Consider the following 19,076-nt stretch of genomic DNA (forward strand, 5'->3'; position numbering starts at 1 on the left):
TTTTTATTTAAAATTATGCTATTAAGATCTCAGTTGTTTTTATAAAAAAGAAGGTGCGTTAATGAGCTCTAACGATAGTAACAAAGATATAGTAAAGGCGCAAATCAACTTGCTTTTGAAAGAGGCAAAAGAAAAAGGCTCTATATCTCTAAAAAAAATAGATGAAATTTTACCAGAAGACGAGTTCTCATCAGATAAGATGGAATTTGTAATGAATGCAATATCTGAGATGGGTATAGCAATTGTAGCTGATGATGAAGGCGAAGAAGAAAGTGAAAGTAGCTTCTTCAAAAAGAAAAAGATTCAAGAAAGTAAGGGTAATGTAAAAGATGATGCCGCAGGAGTGGATGACCCTATAAAAATCTATCTAAGAGAAATGGGAGAAGTTCCTCTTCTTTCTCGTGATGGAGAAATCGCAATTGCAAAAAGAATAGAAGCTGCTAAAACAGCTCTTATGGATGGTCTTTGTGAAAATCTTTTAGTTCTAGAGGCTCTTGAACATTGGCATAAAGACATAAAAGAAAATAATATATATTTAAGAGATATCATTGATTTGGAAACAGCTTATGCAAATATATTTGGAGCTGATATCGAAAAACAAATCAAATCGGCAGAAGAAGAAGAAATGTTAGAGAGATCTGGTTTGGATGAAGAGGATTTAGCATCATCATCTAGCGATAATACAGTTTCTGTTTCTTCAATGGAAACTGCTTTATATCCTGTTGTTCTGGAAACTTTTGAAACAATTATATCTCTTTATCAAAGTTTAAAAGAATTGCAAACAAAAAGATTAGGGTTTATTAGAGGAAAATGTGCATTTACTAAAAAAGCAAGGCAGAGTTATTCTGAAACAAAAGCTGAACTTGTCGAGTTAATGAACAGAATTAAACTTAATCCTGATTGTATTGATAGTTTAGTTAAGCAAATATATGATATTAACTCTAAGTTAGTTTCTCTAGAGGGTAAACTTTTAAGAGCAGCTATTGATAGTGGTATCAAAAGACAAAACTTTATAAAAGAGTACGAAAAACAAAAATACATTTCAAAGAAATGGTTAAAAGAAGTTGGAGAACTTCCTGAAAAGGGTTGGGAGAAATTCTCTAATGAGAAAAAAGTTGTATTCAAAAACATCGTTACTCAAATGGATGAGATTGTTGATGAAACTGGCTTGCCAATCGCAGAGCTTAAAAGAATTGTTTCTATAATTAAAAAAGGTGATAAAGAAGCTAAGCTAGCAAAAGAAGAAATGGTTGAGGCTAACTTAAGATTGGTTATCTCAATTGCTAAGAAATATACAAATAGAGGGCTTCAATTCTTGGATGTTGTTCAAGAAGGTAATATAGGTCTTATGAAAGCGGTTGATAAGTTTGAATACCGTAGAGGTTATAAGTTTTCAACTTATGCTACATGGTGGATTAGACAAGCTATTACAAGAGCTATTGCTGACCAAGCAAGAACAATTCGTATTCCTGTTCATATGATTGAAACAATTAATAAAGTTGTTAAAACAATGAAAACAATGACTCAAGAGTTAGATAGAGAACCTACTCATAAAGAATTATCAAAGAGACTAGGAATGCCTGTAGATAAAGTAAGAAAAGTTCTGAAGATATCTAAAGAACCTGTATCTTTAGAAACTCCAGTTGGTGATGAGGATGACTCACAATTAGGAGATTTCATTGAGGATAAAAATACTGTTATCCCAATCGATGCTGCAATTGATAACAATCTAAGAGAAATCACAACCAGAGTTCTTTCAACTCTTACTCCAAGAGAAGAAAGAGTTTTAAGAATGAGATTTGGTATTGGTATGAACTCAGATCATACTCTTGAAGAAGTTGGCTATCAGTTCTCAGTTACAAGAGAAAGAATTAGACAGATTGAGGCAAAAGCTATTCGTAAACTAAGACACCCAACAAGAAGTAAAAAGCTTAAAGGGTTTATCGAATTTAATGAAGATAATAACAAGGTTACAAAAGAAGACGGTAAGTCAGAAGAGAAATCTACTGAAGAAAAGTTATTAAGTGAAATAGTTAAAGCTTCAAAATAAGTCTAAATTAAGAAGTAAATAATACAAAGCATTCCTGCGATTATTCTGTAATAAGAGAATATTTCAAAGGAATGTTTTTTTACATATGTAACTGCAAATCTAATAACTAAAAGAGCAGAAAAGTAAGAAGTTATAAAACCAGTTAGAATAAGTAAAAGGTCATTTGCTTCTAAAAAACTCCACATCTTATACATGTCATAAACTGTTGCGGCAAACATTGTAGGTATTGCTAAAAAGAAAGAAAATTCTGTGGCTGTTTTTCTGTCAAGTTTGTTTAATAGTCCTCCAATGATTGTTGCTCCAGATCTGGAGACTCCTGGTATCATCGCTAGAGTTTGAAATAATCCTATGTTTAAAGACTTTTTAAATGTTAGTTGGTCTATATTAGTTGTTTGAATTGGGATTTTTTTTCTCTCAACTAGCATAAATAAAAGACCTCCTATTATTAAAGAACAGCCTATTACTAGTAACATGTAATCAGAACAGAAAATATTTTTTATGTATTTATATAGACTTAGACCGATAATTACAGATGGCATAAATGCTATAAGTAAATTGCTTGCAAATCTCCAAGAAGTTTTATTCTTTTCTGAATTGTCAGAGAATAAATTTAATAATACAGATATAAGCTTTTTTCTATACTCATAACATACAGCTAGTATTGCTCCGAGTTGAATTACAATTATAAAAACATCTTTTGAAGGTGTATTAAAGTTAAATAAGTCACTAAATACCAAAAGATGTCCTGTGGAAGATACAGGGATGAACTCTGTTAACCCCTCAATTATTCCTAGTAAAAATGCCTTTATATACATAATCATAATACTTTTTATATAGTAATTTTTTTATAATGTCTATTTTTATGTTTATTTTTTTATTTATTTGATATATAAATTAATTATTATGGAATCATTAGAAAAAAATATACTTACAGTTAGTCAGGTCTCTTTGAATATAAAAGGGAGCTTAGAAAATATCTTTCCAAATATCTTGGTAAAGGGTGAAATATCCGGGATTAAAAGACCTGCATCAGGTCATATGTATTTTGATTTAAAAGATGAAAACAGTGTGTTGCATGCTATATGTTGGAGAGGAAGTGTTTCTAAATTATCTGTTGTTCCTGTAGAAGGAATGGAGGTTATATGTAGTGGAAAGATAACTTCTTATCCTCAAAGATCAAATTATCAAATGATAATATCTTCTATGGAGCTTGCTGGACAAGGAGCTTTAATAAAGCTTCTTGAAGAGAGAAAAAAGAAACTAGCTGCCGAAGGTTTATTTGAAGCAAGTAGGAAAAAGAAGTTGCCATATTTACCTAGAACTATAGGTGTAGTTACTTCTTCAACTGGTGCGGTGATTAGAGATATAATGCATAGAATTGATGATAGGTTCCCAACAAGAGTATTGTTGATTCCATCTTTAGTTCAGGGTGCTGGAGCGGAAAAAACTATAGCTAAAGGTATAAATGATTTTAATTTAATAAGTGGAGAAGATAGACCAGATGTTATAATTGTTGCTCGAGGTGGTGGCTCTTTTGAAGATTTGATGCCATTCAATGAAGAAATAGTTGTTAGAGCTATTGCAAATAGTGATATTCCTGTAATCTCCGCTGTTGGTCATGAAACAGATACTACTTTGTCTGACTATGCTGCTGATGTAAGAGCTCCAACTCCAACGGCTGCTGCAGAAATTGCTGTGCCTGTTCTCTCTGATATAATGAATTTTTTATTGAAATCAAAACAAACAATGTATAGCAATGTTAATTTCCAAATTGAAAAAAGAAATAATTACTTGCAAGCTTTAAAAAGAGGGCTTATTCATCCAAACTCTTTAATAGAGAATTATATGCAAAGATTGGACTCCGCTACAGAAAGACTTTCAGTATCTATTAATAATATGATGAATAAAAAAGAGGAAAAAATAACAGCCTATAAAAGGCTTCTGGAAAGTTATTCTTATAAGAATGTTTTGAATAGAGGATATGCAATTATTAAAAGTGAAAATAGCTTAGTAACTTCTGTTGATGACTTGAATTTAGGGGATAAAGTAGATGTTCATCTTAAAGATGGAATAAAATCTGCAGAAATTTTATAATAGCTTAATTAGACAAGGAATGTACGAAGTGTTTGCCACATAAAGAATGCTTTTTGCTTCTTAATTTACATCGCTTGCAAGTTTCTGATAGTCCGCAGTCTTTTGCTATTTTTGTTGTGAGTTGAGACTCTTTGTCTATAAACTCAATTGCACCTGCTTTTGTAGTATGACCATATTTTTTACCAGCAAGCTCTAACCCCTTTTGAATAGCATATTCGCTTGTGTTAGCAACATCTTTAGCGATTTCCTCTATTGTGCTTTCAGGGATAGGCTCATTAAAATAGCTAAAAAAATTGTTAATAATTTTTTTAGCCTTGTCTTCACCCACAGGTTTAATTAAATTTTGTACCAATTGTTTTTGGTGGCATGTTAAGTTTTTCATTCTCAGATGCCAAGATTTATCCGAATCCTGTTCCAAAACTCCTTTGGTTTTCAGAATATCATCAATCTCATTGTCAACTTTCTTTGTATTCATATCAAACCTCCTCATAAAATGTTATCTAAGAACACATATATAGTATACTACTCTCGATTCGCAAATGCAACTAATTATTTAAAATAAATGAAGTTTATTCATGAAGTCTGAGTCTTTTTCTTCTAAAATTAGCTTAATATATGTTGCGATATTAGGTGCAAGTTTGTTTTTTATAGCATTTTTTTCATCTTTTGAGAATTGCTTTAGCACATAATTAGCAACCCCAGCCTTGTTTTTAGGTCTGTCTATCCCTATTTTTATTCTTCTGTAGTTGTTTCCAATATGAGAGGTGATTGATTTTAATCCATTATGTCCGCCATTACCCCCAGCAACTTTAGTTTTGATTTTAGCAAAAGGTAAGTCTAAATCATCGTGTAGAACTACTACATTTTCTATTGGGCATTTATAAAACCTTATTACTTCTCCTACACATTGACCAGATAGATTCATATATGTCATTGGTTTTACAAGGATAACATCTTGTCCGTGTATTTTACCTTTTGATATCAAACCATTAAATTTTTCTCTAAAGTTAGGAAAAAGATAGTGTTCATGTATTTTATCGACTGCAGTGAATCCTATATTATGTCTAGTATCAGTGTATTTTTTATCTGGGTTACCTAAACCTACTATAATATGCATATATATACCTTCTAATTTTATATTTTTTAATATTCTATATTAATAGATAAATTAAGTCAAACTTTATAAAAAAATAACCTCTTGTTGCCAAGAGGTTATTAATTATGCTTTTAGTCGCTTTATTATTCAGCAGCTTCTTCTCCAGCTTCTGTTTCTTCTTCATTTGAAGAACCAGCAGCACCTTCTTTTGATTTAAGAGCTGATGGAGCTGTAATAGCAGCCAATGTAAATGATTCATCTTCATGACTTGGAGTACAACCTTTTGGAAGTTTGATTGAACCAAAGTGGATAGAATCTCCAACATCTTTACCATCAAGATCAATAATGATGTTTTCAGGGATTTGACTTGCTTTACATGTAAGCTCGATTTCATGAGAAACGATGTTAAGAACACCACCTTTTTTGATACCTGGTGAAAGTTCTTCGTTAACGAATTTTAATGGAATCATGATTGTGATTTCAGTATTTTTACCAATTCTTAGGAAATCAACATGTAAAGGTTCGTCTGTAACAGGGTGATATTGGATATCTCTGATAAGAGTGTTAATTTTTTTACCATCTACCTCAACTTCACAAGTTTTTGTAAAGATGTTTTGGTTTTTTGTTCTTAGCATGAAGAAATCGTATTCTTCTATAGCTATTGATAATGGTTCTTTTTTATCACCGTAAATTACAGCAGGGATTTTGTTTGCTCTTCTTGCAGCACGAGAGGACCCCTTACCAACTCTGTTTCTTAATTCTGCTTTTAAAGTCATTAAGTTTGTCATTTTTATTATTCCTTTTTAATTTTTGTTATACAACGAGCCTCCAGGGTGGTTCGTTGAAAGCTGAATATATAATAAAAACATAAAAAAGTCAAGAAAAACACTTATATATAATAGAGGATGCTTAAAAACTTGACTTTTATAGCTTTAAGGTGTATAAAAATAGACCTCTCTTTGGAGAGATTCCTTGCTAAGGCAATTGACCTTAGCCGATTAATGGGATTTATTATTGATTTTTAAAAGGAATTAATAAAACAGTCCGCCGACCATAAGGAGAAAAACTATGGCTTATTATGAAACTGTTATGATTGCTAGACAAGATGTGTCAGCAGCTCATGCAGAAAAATTAGCAGACGAATTTGCTGCTATCATCAAAGACCACAAAGGCAAGCTAGTATCTAAAGAATACTGGGGTCTAAAAAACCTTGCTTACAAAATTAAGAAAAACAAAAAAGGACATTATATTCTATTAAACTTAGAAGCAACTCCAGAAGGACTAGCTGAAATGGAAAGAAAAATGTCTTTAAACGAAGATATTCTAAGATTCCTAAGCATTAAAGTTGAAGAAATCTCTAAAGAACCTTCTGTTATGATGAAAAACAATAAGAAGGAGAACGCATAAGATGGCTACAAAAAAATCATTCTTTAAAAAGAACAAAACTTGCCCTTTCTCAGTAGAAGGTGCTCCAGCTATTGACTATAAAGATACAAAACTTTTATCAAGATTTATTTCTGAACAAGGTAAAATCATGTCAACAAGAATCACTCTAGTAAGTGCTAAAAAACAAAGAGAACTTGCTAAAGCTATCAAAAGAGCAAGATTCTTAGCTCTACTTCCATATGTAAATAAAGGAGGAAGATAGAAATGAAAGTTATTTTATTAGAAAGAATTGCTAAACTAGGTGGTTTAGGTAATGTTGTTGAAGTAAAAAATGGTTTCGCAAGAAACTTCCTACTTCCTCAAAAGAAAGCTTTAAGAGCTAATGAAGCTAACCTAGCTATATTTGAAAAGAAAAGAAAAGATCTAGAAGCTGCTAATGAAAAATCAAAATCAGAAGCATCTAAAGTTGCTGAAAAAATGAACGGTTTAGAAGTTGTTGTTATTAGACAAGCTTCAGAAACAGGTGTTCTATATGGTTCAGTTTCAACAAAAGATATCGCTGCAGAACTTGTAGCAAAATCTTTCAAAGTTGCTAAAAACCAAGTTGTTCTAAATCACCCAATAAAAGAAACAGGTGTTAACTCAATTGAATTAAAACTTCATCCAGAAGTTTCTGCAACAATTGTTGTTAATGTTGCTAGAACAATTGAAGAAGCAGAAGCTGCTACAGCTCCTAAAAAATCTTCAGAAAAAGTTGAAGAAGTAAAAGAAGAAGTTGTTGCTGAAGAAGCTGCTGAATAATACTTTATTCAAATTCTTTAAAAAGACTCCGAATTTTCGGAGTCTTTTTTTTATTATCTGTATAATTGCTTTTATTTCTATTTTAATTAGAGTGTAGTATATAAGGGTTTTATTATAATTAATTCTATATTTTTATTAAAAAATTAAGAAAAATGCCACTTTTAAAAACTTATATTTTTCATGACAACAACTTTTTAGTGTGTGTTTTTGGTGATTTTTGCACCAATAAGTAGTAAATGGGAAGAAAATCATAAAAAAAGCAATTTTTTTGTAAAAAAGTGTTGAAAAGCTCGATTCGTTTGTGCTAATTTTTTTAGTAATTCGCAATTATTGAAAACAAAGGAGTTTTTATCCATGCAAAAAATCAAAGATATATCTAATATTAAACAAATAAGTGGCAAAATTTTTGTTTACACTGATAAGGAAGAAAAAGATCATTTATGTCTAGAGCAAAAAGACGGCTCTCATAAAGAAATTGATTGTAAGAAATCTATATATTATTTCTCGAATGGCGATTATTCTTATGTTGATGGTAGAGGTACTTCTCATCTTATGAGAAAAGATAAAGAGACTGGAAAATATATTGAAATTGCAAAGGGTAGAACGGTTGATTCATATAAAAATGGAATTTTTGTTTATGAAGATTCAAAAGGCACATTACATTTACAAAGAATTGATGAAAAAACAAAAGAGAAACAAACTGTAATTAGTGGTGAAGATATTTTTGCTCATGCTAATGGTGATTTTTCTTATGAAGATGAAAACGGAGTAGAAAAATTATTTAAATTTGATAAGAAAAAAGGATCTCATAAAGAGGTAATACAAGCAAAAGATATTAATCTTTACTCTAACGGAGATTTCGAGTTTGAAAAAGATTCTAAAAGATATTTAAAAAGATTTAATGCAGCTAGTGGACAGTATAAACTTATGGCTAGCGGAGAAGATGTAACTTCTTTCAAAAATGGCGATTATGCTACAAAAGATAGAAAAAATAAATGGCATCTAAAGAGGTTTAATGCAAAAACAAATAAATATGAAGAGCTTTGTGTTGGTTATGATGTTAAATCATTCGCAAATGGAGATATTGCTTTTAAAAATCATTTAGATATTTGGTCTTTATTAAGAAAAGCTCCAAGAGCTAGAAAATATAAAGTTATATGTGAAGGTGTTGATGTAAGATCATTTGATAATGGCGACTATGCTTATAAAGATGTGGATGGTGTATGGCATTTAATTGTTATGAACCAAAAAACAGGTAAGGGCGAAACAGCTGTTGTTGCAAAAGCAAAAGCTTTCAAAAGATTTGGAAATGGAGATTATGGATTAAAAGATACAAAAGGTGTTTGGAATCTTTTAAGATTAAACAAATCTAAAACTAAATATAAAATAATTTCAAAAGGTGCAGAAGTATTTTCTTATGCAAATGGAGATTATAAATATCGTGAACTTAATAGTAAAATAGAACATCTATTTAGATGGTCGGATGAAATAAAAGACTACGAAGAAATTATCATTGGAGAAGAAATCTCAAGATACAGAGATGGTGATGTGAAGTTTAAGAAAAGCCAATGGTATGCTATTTCTAGAAGAAATGAAGAGTCTAAACAATTTGAGATAATTGCTCTTGGTGAAATGGTTAAAAAATATGCTGGAGATAAAATCTATATATATAATAAAGGAACTTTAGAGGTTGCTAATAAAGAGGATATTCCAAAGCAGATTAAAAGATACAAAACTCTTGAGGCAAAAGCAAAAGCTAAAGTCGAAGCTAAGGCGAAAGCTCCTGCTAAGAAAACAGCGAAAGCTCCTGTTAAAAAGAAAGCTCCTGCTAAGAAAACAGCAAAAACTGTTACTAAAAAGAAAACTACAAAAACAGTTGTTAAGAAAACAAATAAAGTTGTTGCTAAAAAAGCTCCAGCAAAAGTGGTTAAGCTTAAAGTTAAACAAACTGCTGGTGATAATAAAAACTTGGACGCTTTATCAGCTTAAGAATTATCGCTTTTTTAATAAATTAATCTCCTACTATTTTTGTGGGAGATTGATTTTTTAAGGGTATATTAATTTTTGCTTTTAATTTTTATCTTTTTATAGTATAAGTAGTTATATGTTTACAATATATAAAATTTTTAGTTATTTGATAAGTCCAATATTACCTTTATTTCTTGTTATTAGAGAAAAAAAGGGTAAAGAAGATCCTCTGAGAAAAAGAGAGAAGCTTGGTTATTATACTGTTAATAGACCAAAGGGAAAGCTTTTATGGATACATTGTGCAAGTGTTGGTGAATCTAACTCGGCATTGGCTCTTATAGATAGAATTTTAAAAGATAAAAAAATAAAAGTTTTAATGACTACAGGGACTTTGTCATCGGCTAAGCTTATGGCAAAGAAATTGCCAAAAGGGGCAATCCACCAATTTGTTCCACTAGATGTTCCTGCTGTTGTGAATAGGTTTCTTAATTATTGGAAGCCAGATTCTGTTATTTGGACTGAGTCAGAAATATGGCCAAATATATTAATGCAATTAAAACAAAGAAATATTCCTGTTGCCTCAATAAATGCAACTATTTCAGATAAGTCTTTTAATAGTTGGAAGAAACATCCTAAAATGATAAAAGATATTCTTTCTTCTTTCTCAGTTATTTTAGCACAGACAAACAAAAAAGTGAGAATGTTGAGAGAGCTTGGTGGTAAGAATGTAAAGAATGTTGGTAATCTAAAGTTTACAACAAATGCTCCTGAAGTAAATAACGAGAAATTAGCAGAGCTAAAGAAATCTCTAAGGGGAAGAAAAGTAGTTTGTTTCTCGTCTACTCATAAAGGAGAAGAACAAATAGCAATCAATATTCATAAAAACTTAAGCAAAAAGTTTAAAAACTTAATTACTATAATTTTACCTAGGCATCCAAATAGAAGAGATGAAATTAAATCTTTACTAGATAGAGCTGAGTTAAATTACTCTTTGCGAAGTGAAGGAGAATTACCTTCTAAGGGAAAAGACATATATGTAGCAGATACTTTTGGAGAAGTTGGAATTTTTTATAGTATTTCTCCTATAGTTTTTATGGGAGGGTCTTTGAGTCCTTATCATGATGGCGGACATAATCCTATAGAGCCAGCTAAATTTGGTTGTGCGGTTTTAAGTGGTACAAAGATTTCAGCTTTTGAGACTATATTTGATTCTTTAAAAAAAGCTACAAAAATTGTAAAAGATGAAAAAGCTTTAGAGCGAGCAATTCTTTCTTTGCTGAAAGATGATAGCAAAAGAAAGATTTTGTCAAAAGAAGCAACAAAAGTGGTTGGCAAAGACAACACAATTATAGAAGATATACTAAAAGAAATTAAAAAAGCAGGAGTTCTGTAATTATGAAAGCTCCTAAGTTCTGGCAAAAACATTTTTCTATTATATCAATAATATTATCTCCATTGGGGTTGGTTTATAATGCTGTTACAAAAGCAAGAGTTAATTGTAAGCATAAATATTCTGCTAATATTCCTGTTATATGTATAGGCAATATAACTGCAGGAGGAAATGGTAAAACTCCTACAGCTATGGCAATTGCTGATATTTTTCAACAGAGCAAAAAGAAAGTTTGCTTTGTATCAAAAGGTTATGGTGCAAGCATAGATAAAACAATGCCTGTAGTTGTTAACTCTAAGAAGCATACTGCTGCTGAAGTTGGCGATGAGCCTTTAATGCTTGCTCAGAAAGCTATGTGTATAATATGTGATTCTAGAGAGAAAGCTCTTATTATGGCTGAAAATCTCCAAGTTGACTTTATTATCTTAGATGATGGATTTCAAGATGGAAGTATAGAGAAATCTGTTAGTTTAATAGTTGTAGATGCTACACAAGGATTTGGAAATGGCAAATGTATTCCTGCGGGTCCTTGTAGAGAAAATATAGAAGAGGCTCTAATGAGAGCAAATGCTTGTATTTTAATAGGAGAAGATATTTATAATTTAGAAGAATTTGTTTCTCAGTTTATTCCTGTAATAAGAGCTAAAATCAAACCTAAAAAAATTAGGCTAAGAAAAAATGTTTTTGCTTTTGCAGGTATTGGTAACCCAAATAAATTTTATAAGTCTCTAGAAGAGATTGGTTGTGTGAACTTTGAAACTAAATCTTTTAAAGATCATCATAAATATACTAAAAAAGATTTATCTAAATTCCCTAAAGATAAGCAGTTGGTTACTACAATGAAAGATTATGTTAAGTTGCCTCAAGATTTTAAGGAAAAGGTAAAGGTTTTGGAAATTAAATTAGATATAGAGAATAAAAAAGATTTGAAAGAGGTATTAAAGTGAAACAAATAAAATACCTTATAGAAGCTTTTTTTGTATACATACTTCTATTTATATTTAAGTTACTTCCTGTCGATATCGCATCTGCAACAGGGTCTGTTGTAGCTAGATGCTTTTTGAGATTTTCTAAATGGGATTCTATAGCAAGAAGTAACATAAATAAAGTATATCCTGATATTAGTAATAAAGAAGTCGATACTATAATAAAAGGTATGTGGAATAATATAGGTAGAATTGCTGGAGAGTATGTTCATCTAGATAAAATAATAGAGTCTAGTGGTGCTAACAATGCATCCAAAAGAGTTAACTTAAAAGGTGTTGAAAATGTAGAGGCTTTGTTAAATGATGGTAAAGCATGCTTGTTTGTTTCAGGGCATATAGGAAATTGGGAAATTATAAGAGCTTTTAAAAAGCAATTTGGTAAAGATATGGGGTGTGTATATAGAACTCCAAATAACCCATATGTTAGCAAAATGCTAAACAAGATGAGAAAAGATGAAAAATATGTTCTTTATCCTAAGAGTGTTGATGGAATGAGAGCTATGACAAAAGATGTTAAAAAAGGAATGGCTATAGGAATACTTGTAGACCAGTGGTTAAGTGATGCCTCCAATGTTGTTTTTTTAGGTCAACAAACTTCAGCTCCAGATATGTATGCTAAGTTCGCTAAAAAATATGGTGCTCATATAATACCTCTTAGATTTAATAGAGTAAATGGTAAGTGTAAGTTTGAGATTATCTTTGATAAGGAAATTCAAGTAAGTAAAGAAGACAAAAATGAAGATATCGCTCAAAAAGTGAATGATAAATTAACTGAATACATAAAACAAGAACCAAAAAACTGGTTGTGGATACATAATAGGTTCAAATAATTATTTTTTATAAAAATCTTGCACAACAGAAAAAAAAGTTATATAAAATAATCAAGTTTAATTTAAAAATAGAATCAATAAAATTTTTTATTTGATCAGAAAGGCAAAATATGGCAGGCTCAATTAATAAAGTGATACTGGTAGGTAATTTAGGAAACGATCCTGAAATTAGATCTTTTCAAAACGGTTCAAGAGTAGCGAATCTTTCGTTAGCAACATCAGAATCTTGGAAAGATAGAACAACAGGAGAAAGAAAAGAAAAAACAGAATGGCACAGAGTTGTTATATTTAACTCAGGTCTTGTTGACTTAACAGAGAAATACTTGAGAAAAGGTTCAAAAGTTTACATCGAAGGTAAACTTGAAACAAGAAGTTATGAAACATCTGCTGGAGAAAAAAAATACACAACAGAAGTTGTATTAAGACCTTACAGTGGAGAGCTTCAAATGCTAGACAGAAGAGAAGGTTCTTCAGCATCTTATGATAATATGGGAGCTTCATCTGGTATGGATAATAATTTCTCAATGCCAGCATCATCTCCTGCAAGTGATAACTCAATGAACTCTATGGATGATTTCGATGATGAAATCCCATTCTAAGTTTTTAGTTTTATTATTGATTTGTGCATTAGCTCTATCAGCTTGTGGTAAAAAGCCAAAATCTTTAAGTTGTATGGAGTGTGGGCATAATGAAACGAGAGTTTATCCAGCATACTAATAAAAAAACCGATATTAAATATCGGTTTTTTTTATTTATTAAAAAGAAATTTTTACAGGTTCTTTTATGTCCATTGGCAAATTAGCTTCAAAAGATGTTTCTTTTTGGCTTGATAACTTTCTTTGCTTTGGATATACATCAAACTTATCATTAACTTTTATTGTTGGTACTATAGTCTCATTAGCTTTTAAATTTTTTATACTGCCAGATATAATAATCTCATTTCCTGCTCTTAATGCTTTTACATCTTTTATTATTAAAGATGGCTTTTTGTCTAAAGTTGTTTCAATATTCATCAAGTCAAATAGTTTCTTGCTTGGACTCCATTTGTTAACAATATCATTAGAAAATATGCTTGCTGCTATATAGAAAATAGTTAATGATATTATAAGGAGAAGTAAATTTGTAAAAGCTGATGTCTTTTTCTTTACATCTTCTTTAAAGTCTTCAGAATGGCTTGCTTCTGAAGGTTTTATTTTCTCGGGAATTGTTTTAAGATCTTGCTGAAAAATCCAAGTATAATCACAGTTACCGCATTGTAGAGTTTGCTCTTCTTGCAAATCATCTGGAGCAAGAAAGTTATTTTTACATTTAGGACATTGTATTATCATAAAATCCTCCTTCTTTTAAACTATTCATTGACATCTATAGTTTTTACTTATAAGATATATTTCATATTTATGCAAGGAGATTTAAAAGTTTTGATAAAGGTTAGAAATTTAAAATTGAAATATCCAAACTCAAGAGACTATATATTTGATGATGTTTCTTTCGATATAGAATCAGGAGATTTTGTGGTTTTATCTGGAGCTTCTGGTACAGGTAAATCCAGTCTGCTAAATCTAATGCATTTGAATTTAGAATCCTCTTCAGGAACAGTAAAAGTTTTTAATCATGATATAGCTAAAATCTCAAGAGCAACTAAGTCTAAAATGAGACAGAAAATGGGCTTTATATTTCAAGGATTCAATTTATTAAATGATTTAACAGTTTTTGATAATGTTGCTCTACCCCTAAGAATTGCAAAAAAATCAGAAAAAGAGATAGAAAAGACTGTTGAAGAGCTATTGGCTTGGATAGATTTATCCGATAAGAAAGATGAATTGCCATTAAGTTTATCTGGTGGCGAACAGCAAAAGGTTGCTATTGCAAGAGCAATTATAAATAAGCCAAAATTAATATTGGCAGACGAACCTACGGGATCTATAGATATTCAAACAGGAGATAAAATATTAAAACTCCTTCAAGAAATGAATAGGCTGGGTACAACTGTCATTCTTGCTACTCATTCACAAAGAATAAAAGATAAAATACAGGGTAAGACTTTCTCTCTATTTAATGGTAGTATTGTTCAGGAGAATTATAATGATTTTTAAAAAGAAAGCTTATCAAGTTCATTTTATAGCTATATTTGCTTTGTTTGTTTATTTAACTATGGTCTTTAGCTTCACTATAGGTCAGGTTATGAGTAAAAGTAAAAAATGGGAAAATAACCTAGCTTCAAACATCACTATAGAATTGCCTCTATATACTAATGTTTCTGACAGTGTTAAAAAAGTTAGATCTATAAATGGAGTGAAAGTTGTTAAAGCTATGAGCTCTTCAGATAAAGAACAAATTCTTGCAGAGTGGCTGGACGGTGTTGATTTATCAAAAATGCCTGTTCCTGATATATTAGAAGTAAAAATAGATACAGATTTTGAATATGAGAAAATAAAGATGGATATAAATAAAGTTATCGTTGACTCTAAAGTTTATTCAAACTCATATTGGGGGAAAGATATTTTTAAGATTACTAAAGCAATATTCTATATGTGTGTATTCTTGATGTCCCTTATTATATTGGTGTCTGTTATATTAATTAACTTTATGGTTAAAAGTATATTGCATACTTATAACAGAGAGATTAATATCCTCCATTTAAATGGTGCTAGCGATATGTTTATATCTGATATGATAAAAAAGAACATCTTTCTGCAATCTTTAAAAGCGAGTTTAGTTGGTGCGATTCTATTTAATGTTACAGTTGCTTCTCTAGTTAAGGTTTTTGGAATGGATTATGGAGTTACTATATATAGTATTGTTAAAACAGCAACCTTTTCCTTACTTGTTTCTATGGTGGCAGCTGCTCTAGCAAAGTTTAATGTTGAAAAAGAGTTGAGAAGCTAAAATGTTCAAGCTGTCAGTTAAAATAATAATTAGTTTATTCGCAATATGGCTTTTGGGTTTAATTGTTTTCATTGTTTTTTCAAGCGGTTTTAAAAATGACTATTTATATATAGAAAACTCTATAGTATTAACTGGAGGAAATAGTAGAATATCAGAGTCTATTAATTTATTAGAAAAAGGAGCTACTTCAAAAGTTTTTTTATCAGGTGTTAATAAAAATGTTAATAAAGAAGATATTTTAGAAGATAGCTTTGATAAGTATAAAGATCATTTTTTCTTAGGCTACAAAGCCGAGGATACAAGAGGTAATGTTATAGAAAGCGAAGAGTGGTTGCTTAATAATCATATAAAAGAAGTTAGAGTTATAACTTCTGATTATCATTTGCTTAGAGCAAAGGTTGAGTTTAAAAGGTCTTTGCCAGGTATAAAAAAAGTTTGGTACGGAGTAAATACAATCGATGAGAACTTCTTTAATTCTTTAGAGAATTGGAAGTTGTTATGCGGTGAGTATAATAAGTTTATTTATGTTTTATTTAATTATGGAGTTTTATCGTAATGCAAATCTTAAGAACAGTAGTTTTTAATATATTATTTTTTTCGTGGTCAATATCTTATTTGGCTTTATCAATGTGGGTACTGTTAATGCCAGTGTCTTATGCTAATCTGCACTTTAAGTTTTATTTTAGAACTGTTTTCTGGATTGCTGAAAAAGTTCTAGGCTTAAAAATAGAGGTTAGAGGTATTGAAAGAGTAAGAAAACTTGAAAAAGAAAATGGTTGCTTCTTAGTGCTTTCAAAACATCAATCTGCATTAGAAACATTTATTTATCCTGCTATATTTAAAGAGTACCCTGTTTTTGTTCATAAAAAAGAATTATTACTTATTCCTTTCTGGGGGTGGTATATGGCAAAAATGCAAATGATTGCTATAGATAGATCTTCAGGGAGAAAGGCAATAAGTGTTATTGTTGAAAAAGCTAGAAGAACATTTAAGCAAAAAAGACCTATCATAATATTTCCAGAAGGTAGTAGAACTTTACCAGGAGAGTATAATAAGTATAAATCAGGTTTTTACTCTATATATAAGGAGCTGGATTTAAAAATTCTTCCAATAGCTATAAATACAGGAGTGTTTTGGAACAAAAAAGAGTTTGTTAAGAAGTCGGGTAAGGTTGTGATAGATATTCTCCCTCCAATAAAATCTGGTTTAGATAAAAAAGAAGCTCTTGAGTTGGTCGAAAATAAGATTGAAAAAGCCACTAAAAAATTGTGTAAATAACACTATATATATAGGGAACAAAAAAAGCTCTGTTTTTACAGAGCTTTTTTTCATATTTGAGGTTTACAATAAAGGATCTTCTCCATAGTCATTTTGTCCGCTTGTTCCTTTTTGGCACATTAATACAATTGTAGGATAAATGTTAATTATTGGTATGAACATTAATATAATGAAAAAACCAGACTTATTTATATCATGAGATCTTTTAACTGCTAAAATTATAGAGGCATAAAAAATCAAAAATAATGATACTATATATAGTATAGCAAAAAATGATTCTACTATCTCTCCGCTAAATAAGCTTTCAATAATAAGAAATGATAGTTGAAATATTGTGAATAGTGCTAGCCACGATATATATTTTTTTCTATTTACTCTTCCTTCTGGATTAAAAAGTGTTTTTAAAATAGGTGTTGTCATAAGTATTCTCCTTTTGTTTTCTGTTAACTCCTTAATTATCTCTTTAAATATTAGTAACTATTTTTTCAAAAGTCAAATAACTGATTCGTTAAAAGTATATAGAATCATTAAAAATGATTCTTAATGATAAACTATTTCTAAAATATATTTGCAAAAGTGATTCGTAAATAGGGGGGATTTATAAAAATGATTCGTAAAAGTGATTCGTATTTATGTTTTTTTAGCTAAAAATCATTTTTATAGATTCGTCAAAAACGATGATTTTCTACCAAAACCGAACTTTTTAAAATGTATAAACTTGAAAAACAAGGCTTTCTAGGTGATTTGCTATATTTTTCTTATTTGCTAAGTCGTTGAAAATATTAGATTTTTTAAAAAAGTGAAAAAAAGTGAAAAAAAAGTGAAAAAAAAGCTTGCAATTTTTGAGAGTTGGGGTTAAGTTATGTTCATCCAACGAGGGACGGATGAGAAAAAAATAAACAGTGTTCGACTGGTTCGAGCCTTTTTTTTACCTCCGAATTCAGGGATTATATGACATAGTAAGATAAGAAGAAAAGAGATATGCAGACAGCGATTCTTTATGATTATACAATAAATAATATATAAAATTCGCTAGTCTTAAATATTGCATATTTTTTTACACGCAATACAAACAATAAGCAAAAGCGAGTTTTTGTTAATTTCTGCCAATTTAATTGGCAACAAAATATTTTAGACACTATATTATATATAGGAGTCTATAATAGGATTTCAAACATGAGAGTTTGATCCTAGCTCAGAACGAACGCTGGCGGCAGGCTTTACTCATGCAAGTTGAACGGGATGATACCTTCGGGTATCGGCGAGTAGCGCACGGGTGCGTAACGCGTAGGAATATACCATATAGTAGGGAATAACCATTGGAAACGATGGCTAATACCCTATAGTCCCTCCGGGGTAAAGATTTATCGCTATATGATTAGCCTGCGTTAGATTAGCTAGTTGGTGAGGTAATGGCTCACCAAGGCTACGATCTATAGCTGGTCTGAGAGGATGATCAGCCACACTGGAACTGAGACACGGTCCAGACTCCTACGGGAGGCAGCAGTGGGGAATATTGGACAATGGGGGCAACCCTGATCCAGCCATGCCGCGTGAATGAAGAAGGCCTTCGGGTTGTAAAGTTCTTTTAATAGTGAAGATAATGACGGTAACTATAGAAAAAGCACCGGCTAACTCCGTGCCAGCAGCCGCGGTAATACGGAGGGTGCAAGCGTTAATCGGAATTACTGGGCGTAAAGCGCGCGTAGGCGGCTAGGTCAGTCAGATGTGAAAGCCCCGGGCTTAACCTGGGAACTGCATTTCGAACTGGCGAACTAGAGTCTTGTAGAGGGGGGTAGAATTTCAGGTGTAGCGGTGAAATGCGTAGAGATCTGAAGGAATACCAGTGGCGAAGGCGGCCCCCTGGACAAAGACTGACGCTCAGATGCGAAAGCGTGGGGAGCAAACAGGATTAGATACCCTGGTAGTCCACGCCGTAAACGATGTCAACTAGTTGTCTGTGTCTTTAAGACGTGGGTAACGGAGCTAACGCATTAAGTTGACCGCCTGGGGAGTACGGCCGCAAGGTTAAAACTCAAATGAATTGACGGGGGCCCGCACAAGCGGTGGAGCATGTGGTTTAATTCGATGCAACGCGAAGAACCTTACCATCCCTTGACATCCACAGAAGGTCTTAGAGATAGGACTGTGCCTTCGGGAACTGTGAGACAGGTGCTGCATGGCTGTCGTCAGCTCGTGTTGTGAAATGTTGGGTTAAGTCCCGCAACGAGCGCAACCCCTATCCTTATTTGCCAGCGAGTAATGTCGGGAACTCTAAGGAGACTGCCGGTGATAAACCGGAGGAAGGTGG

At 31.4% G+C, this 19,076-nt stretch carries 20 protein-coding genes and 1 rRNA gene; 15 read left to right on the forward strand and 6 right to left on the reverse strand.

From position 1 onward, the window contains the following. Positions 1 to 61: 61 nt before the first annotated feature. Positions 62 to 2,050 carry an RNA polymerase sigma factor RpoD gene (rpoD, locus tag OIF36_02015; protein MCV6599244.1) on the forward strand — a complete coding sequence of 663 codons (1,989 nt, stop codon included), beginning with the start codon at positions 62 to 64 and terminating at the stop codon, positions 2,048 to 2,050. Positions 2,051 to 2,052: 2 nt separating this feature from the next. Here the strand turns inward: rpoD and OIF36_02020 are convergent, their stop codons facing one another. After that, on the reverse strand, positions 2,053 to 2,871 hold the full coding sequence (locus OIF36_02020) for an undecaprenyl-diphosphate phosphatase (GenBank protein ID MCV6599245.1): 819 nt from the start codon (positions 2,869 to 2,871) through the stop codon (positions 2,053 to 2,055). 82 nt (positions 2,872 to 2,953) lie between these two features. On the opposite strand from OIF36_02020, the gene xseA reads away from it, so the two are divergent. Next, the gene (gene xseA / locus OIF36_02025) at positions 2,954 to 4,144 is read left to right on the forward strand and encodes an exodeoxyribonuclease VII large subunit (GenBank protein MCV6599246.1); all 1,191 of its coding nucleotides are present in this window, start codon (positions 2,954 to 2,956) and stop codon (positions 4,142 to 4,144) included. 4 nt (positions 4,145 to 4,148) lie between these two features. Here the strand turns inward: xseA and OIF36_02030 are convergent, their stop codons facing one another. The 3 genes from OIF36_02030 to OIF36_02040 all read right to left on the reverse strand — a co-directional run bounded on the left by OIF36_02030 (position 4,149) and on the right by OIF36_02040 (position 6,028). Then, positions 4,149 to 4,619, reverse strand: coding sequence for a hypothetical protein (locus tag OIF36_02030; GenBank protein MCV6599247.1), 471 nt, complete (start codon positions 4,617 to 4,619; stop codon positions 4,149 to 4,151). A 78-nt stretch (positions 4,620 to 4,697) separates the two neighbouring features. After that, entirely contained in the window at positions 4,698 to 5,261 is a 564-nt protein-coding gene (gene pth, locus OIF36_02035; GenBank protein MCV6599248.1) for an aminoacyl-tRNA hydrolase, read from the reverse strand. Between the two features lie 122 nt (positions 5,262 to 5,383). Then, positions 5,384 to 6,028, reverse strand: a complete 645-nt coding sequence (locus tag OIF36_02040) for a 50S ribosomal protein L25/general stress protein Ctc (protein MCV6599249.1) — start codon at positions 6,026 to 6,028, stop codon at positions 5,384 to 5,386. 280 nt (positions 6,029 to 6,308) lie between these two features. Between OIF36_02040 and rpsF the strand changes: the two genes are divergently transcribed. From rpsF to ssb, 8 genes are all read left to right on the forward strand, one after another. Further along, positions 6,309 to 6,647, forward strand: a complete 339-nt coding sequence (gene rpsF, locus OIF36_02045; GenBank protein ID MCV6599250.1) for a 30S ribosomal protein S6 — start codon at positions 6,309 to 6,311, stop codon at positions 6,645 to 6,647. Between the two features lies 1 nt (position 6,648). Then, on the forward strand, positions 6,649 to 6,888 hold the full coding sequence (gene rpsR, locus OIF36_02050; protein MCV6599251.1) for a 30S ribosomal protein S18: 240 nt from the start codon (positions 6,649 to 6,651) through the stop codon (positions 6,886 to 6,888). 2 nt (positions 6,889 to 6,890) lie between these two features. Further along, positions 6,891 to 7,427, forward strand: a complete 537-nt coding sequence (gene rplI, locus OIF36_02055) for a 50S ribosomal protein L9 (protein ID MCV6599252.1) — start codon at positions 6,891 to 6,893, stop codon at positions 7,425 to 7,427. A gap of 354 nt (positions 7,428 to 7,781) precedes the next feature. Then, a complete protein-coding gene (locus tag OIF36_02060; protein MCV6599253.1) occupies positions 7,782 to 9,416 on the forward strand; it encodes a hypothetical protein in 1,635 nt (544 codons plus the stop codon). Between the two features lie 115 nt (positions 9,417 to 9,531). Next, the gene (locus OIF36_02065) at positions 9,532 to 10,788 is read left to right on the forward strand and encodes a 3-deoxy-D-manno-octulosonic acid transferase (protein MCV6599254.1); all 1,257 of its coding nucleotides are present in this window, start codon (positions 9,532 to 9,534) and stop codon (positions 10,786 to 10,788) included. A 2-nt stretch (positions 10,789 to 10,790) separates the two neighbouring features. Continuing rightward, entirely contained in the window at positions 10,791 to 11,732 is a 942-nt protein-coding gene (lpxK, locus tag OIF36_02070) for a tetraacyldisaccharide 4'-kinase (GenBank protein ID MCV6599255.1), read from the forward strand. Further along, entirely contained in the window at positions 11,729 to 12,601 is an 873-nt protein-coding gene (locus OIF36_02075) for a hypothetical protein (protein ID MCV6599256.1), read from the forward strand. Before lpxK ends, OIF36_02075 begins: the two co-directional genes overlap by 4 nt. Before the next feature lie 110 nt (positions 12,602 to 12,711). Further along, positions 12,712 to 13,200, forward strand: a complete 489-nt coding sequence (ssb, locus tag OIF36_02080; GenBank protein MCV6599257.1) for a single-stranded DNA-binding protein — start codon at positions 12,712 to 12,714, stop codon at positions 13,198 to 13,200. Positions 13,201 to 13,356: 156 nt separating this feature from the next. Here ssb and OIF36_02085 read toward each other — a convergent pair whose 3' ends face one another. Then, entirely contained in the window at positions 13,357 to 13,929 is a 573-nt protein-coding gene (locus OIF36_02085) for a zinc-ribbon domain-containing protein (GenBank protein MCV6599258.1), read from the reverse strand. A 90-nt stretch (positions 13,930 to 14,019) separates the two neighbouring features. Here OIF36_02085 and OIF36_02090 point away from each other — a divergent pair, with 90 nt between their 5' ends. From OIF36_02090 to OIF36_02105, 4 genes are all read left to right on the forward strand, one after another. After that, positions 14,020 to 14,694, forward strand: coding sequence for an ATP-binding cassette domain-containing protein (locus OIF36_02090; protein ID MCV6599259.1), 675 nt, complete (start codon positions 14,020 to 14,022; stop codon positions 14,692 to 14,694). Next, positions 14,684 to 15,487 (forward strand): hypothetical protein, encoded by an 804-nt coding sequence (locus OIF36_02095; GenBank protein ID MCV6599260.1) that lies wholly within the window; start codon positions 14,684 to 14,686, stop codon positions 15,485 to 15,487. Before OIF36_02090 ends, OIF36_02095 begins: the two co-directional genes overlap by 11 nt. Position 15,488: 1 nt before the next feature. Next, positions 15,489 to 16,043: a YdcF family protein gene (locus tag OIF36_02100; protein MCV6599261.1), complete on the forward strand. Its 555-nt coding sequence runs from the start codon at positions 15,489 to 15,491 to the stop codon at positions 16,041 to 16,043. 71 nt (positions 16,044 to 16,114) lie between these two features. Continuing rightward, positions 16,115 to 16,765: a 1-acyl-sn-glycerol-3-phosphate acyltransferase gene (locus tag OIF36_02105; GenBank protein ID MCV6599262.1), complete on the forward strand. Its 651-nt coding sequence runs from the start codon at positions 16,115 to 16,117 to the stop codon at positions 16,763 to 16,765. A 63-nt stretch (positions 16,766 to 16,828) separates the two neighbouring features. On the opposite strand, the gene OIF36_02110 is transcribed toward OIF36_02105, so the two are convergent. After that, entirely contained in the window at positions 16,829 to 17,185 is a 357-nt protein-coding gene (locus OIF36_02110) for a DUF805 domain-containing protein (protein ID MCV6599263.1), read from the reverse strand. A 752-nt stretch (positions 17,186 to 17,937) separates the two neighbouring features. Between OIF36_02110 and OIF36_02115 the strand changes: the two genes are divergently transcribed. Beyond that, a 16S ribosomal RNA gene (locus OIF36_02115) occupies positions 17,938 to 19,076 on the forward strand; the annotation flags it as partial.

It is taken from the genome of Alphaproteobacteria bacterium, from assembly GCA_025800285.1.
In the GTDB taxonomy this organism is placed as follows: Bacteria; Pseudomonadota; Alphaproteobacteria; order JAOXRX01; family JAOXRX01; genus JAOXRX01.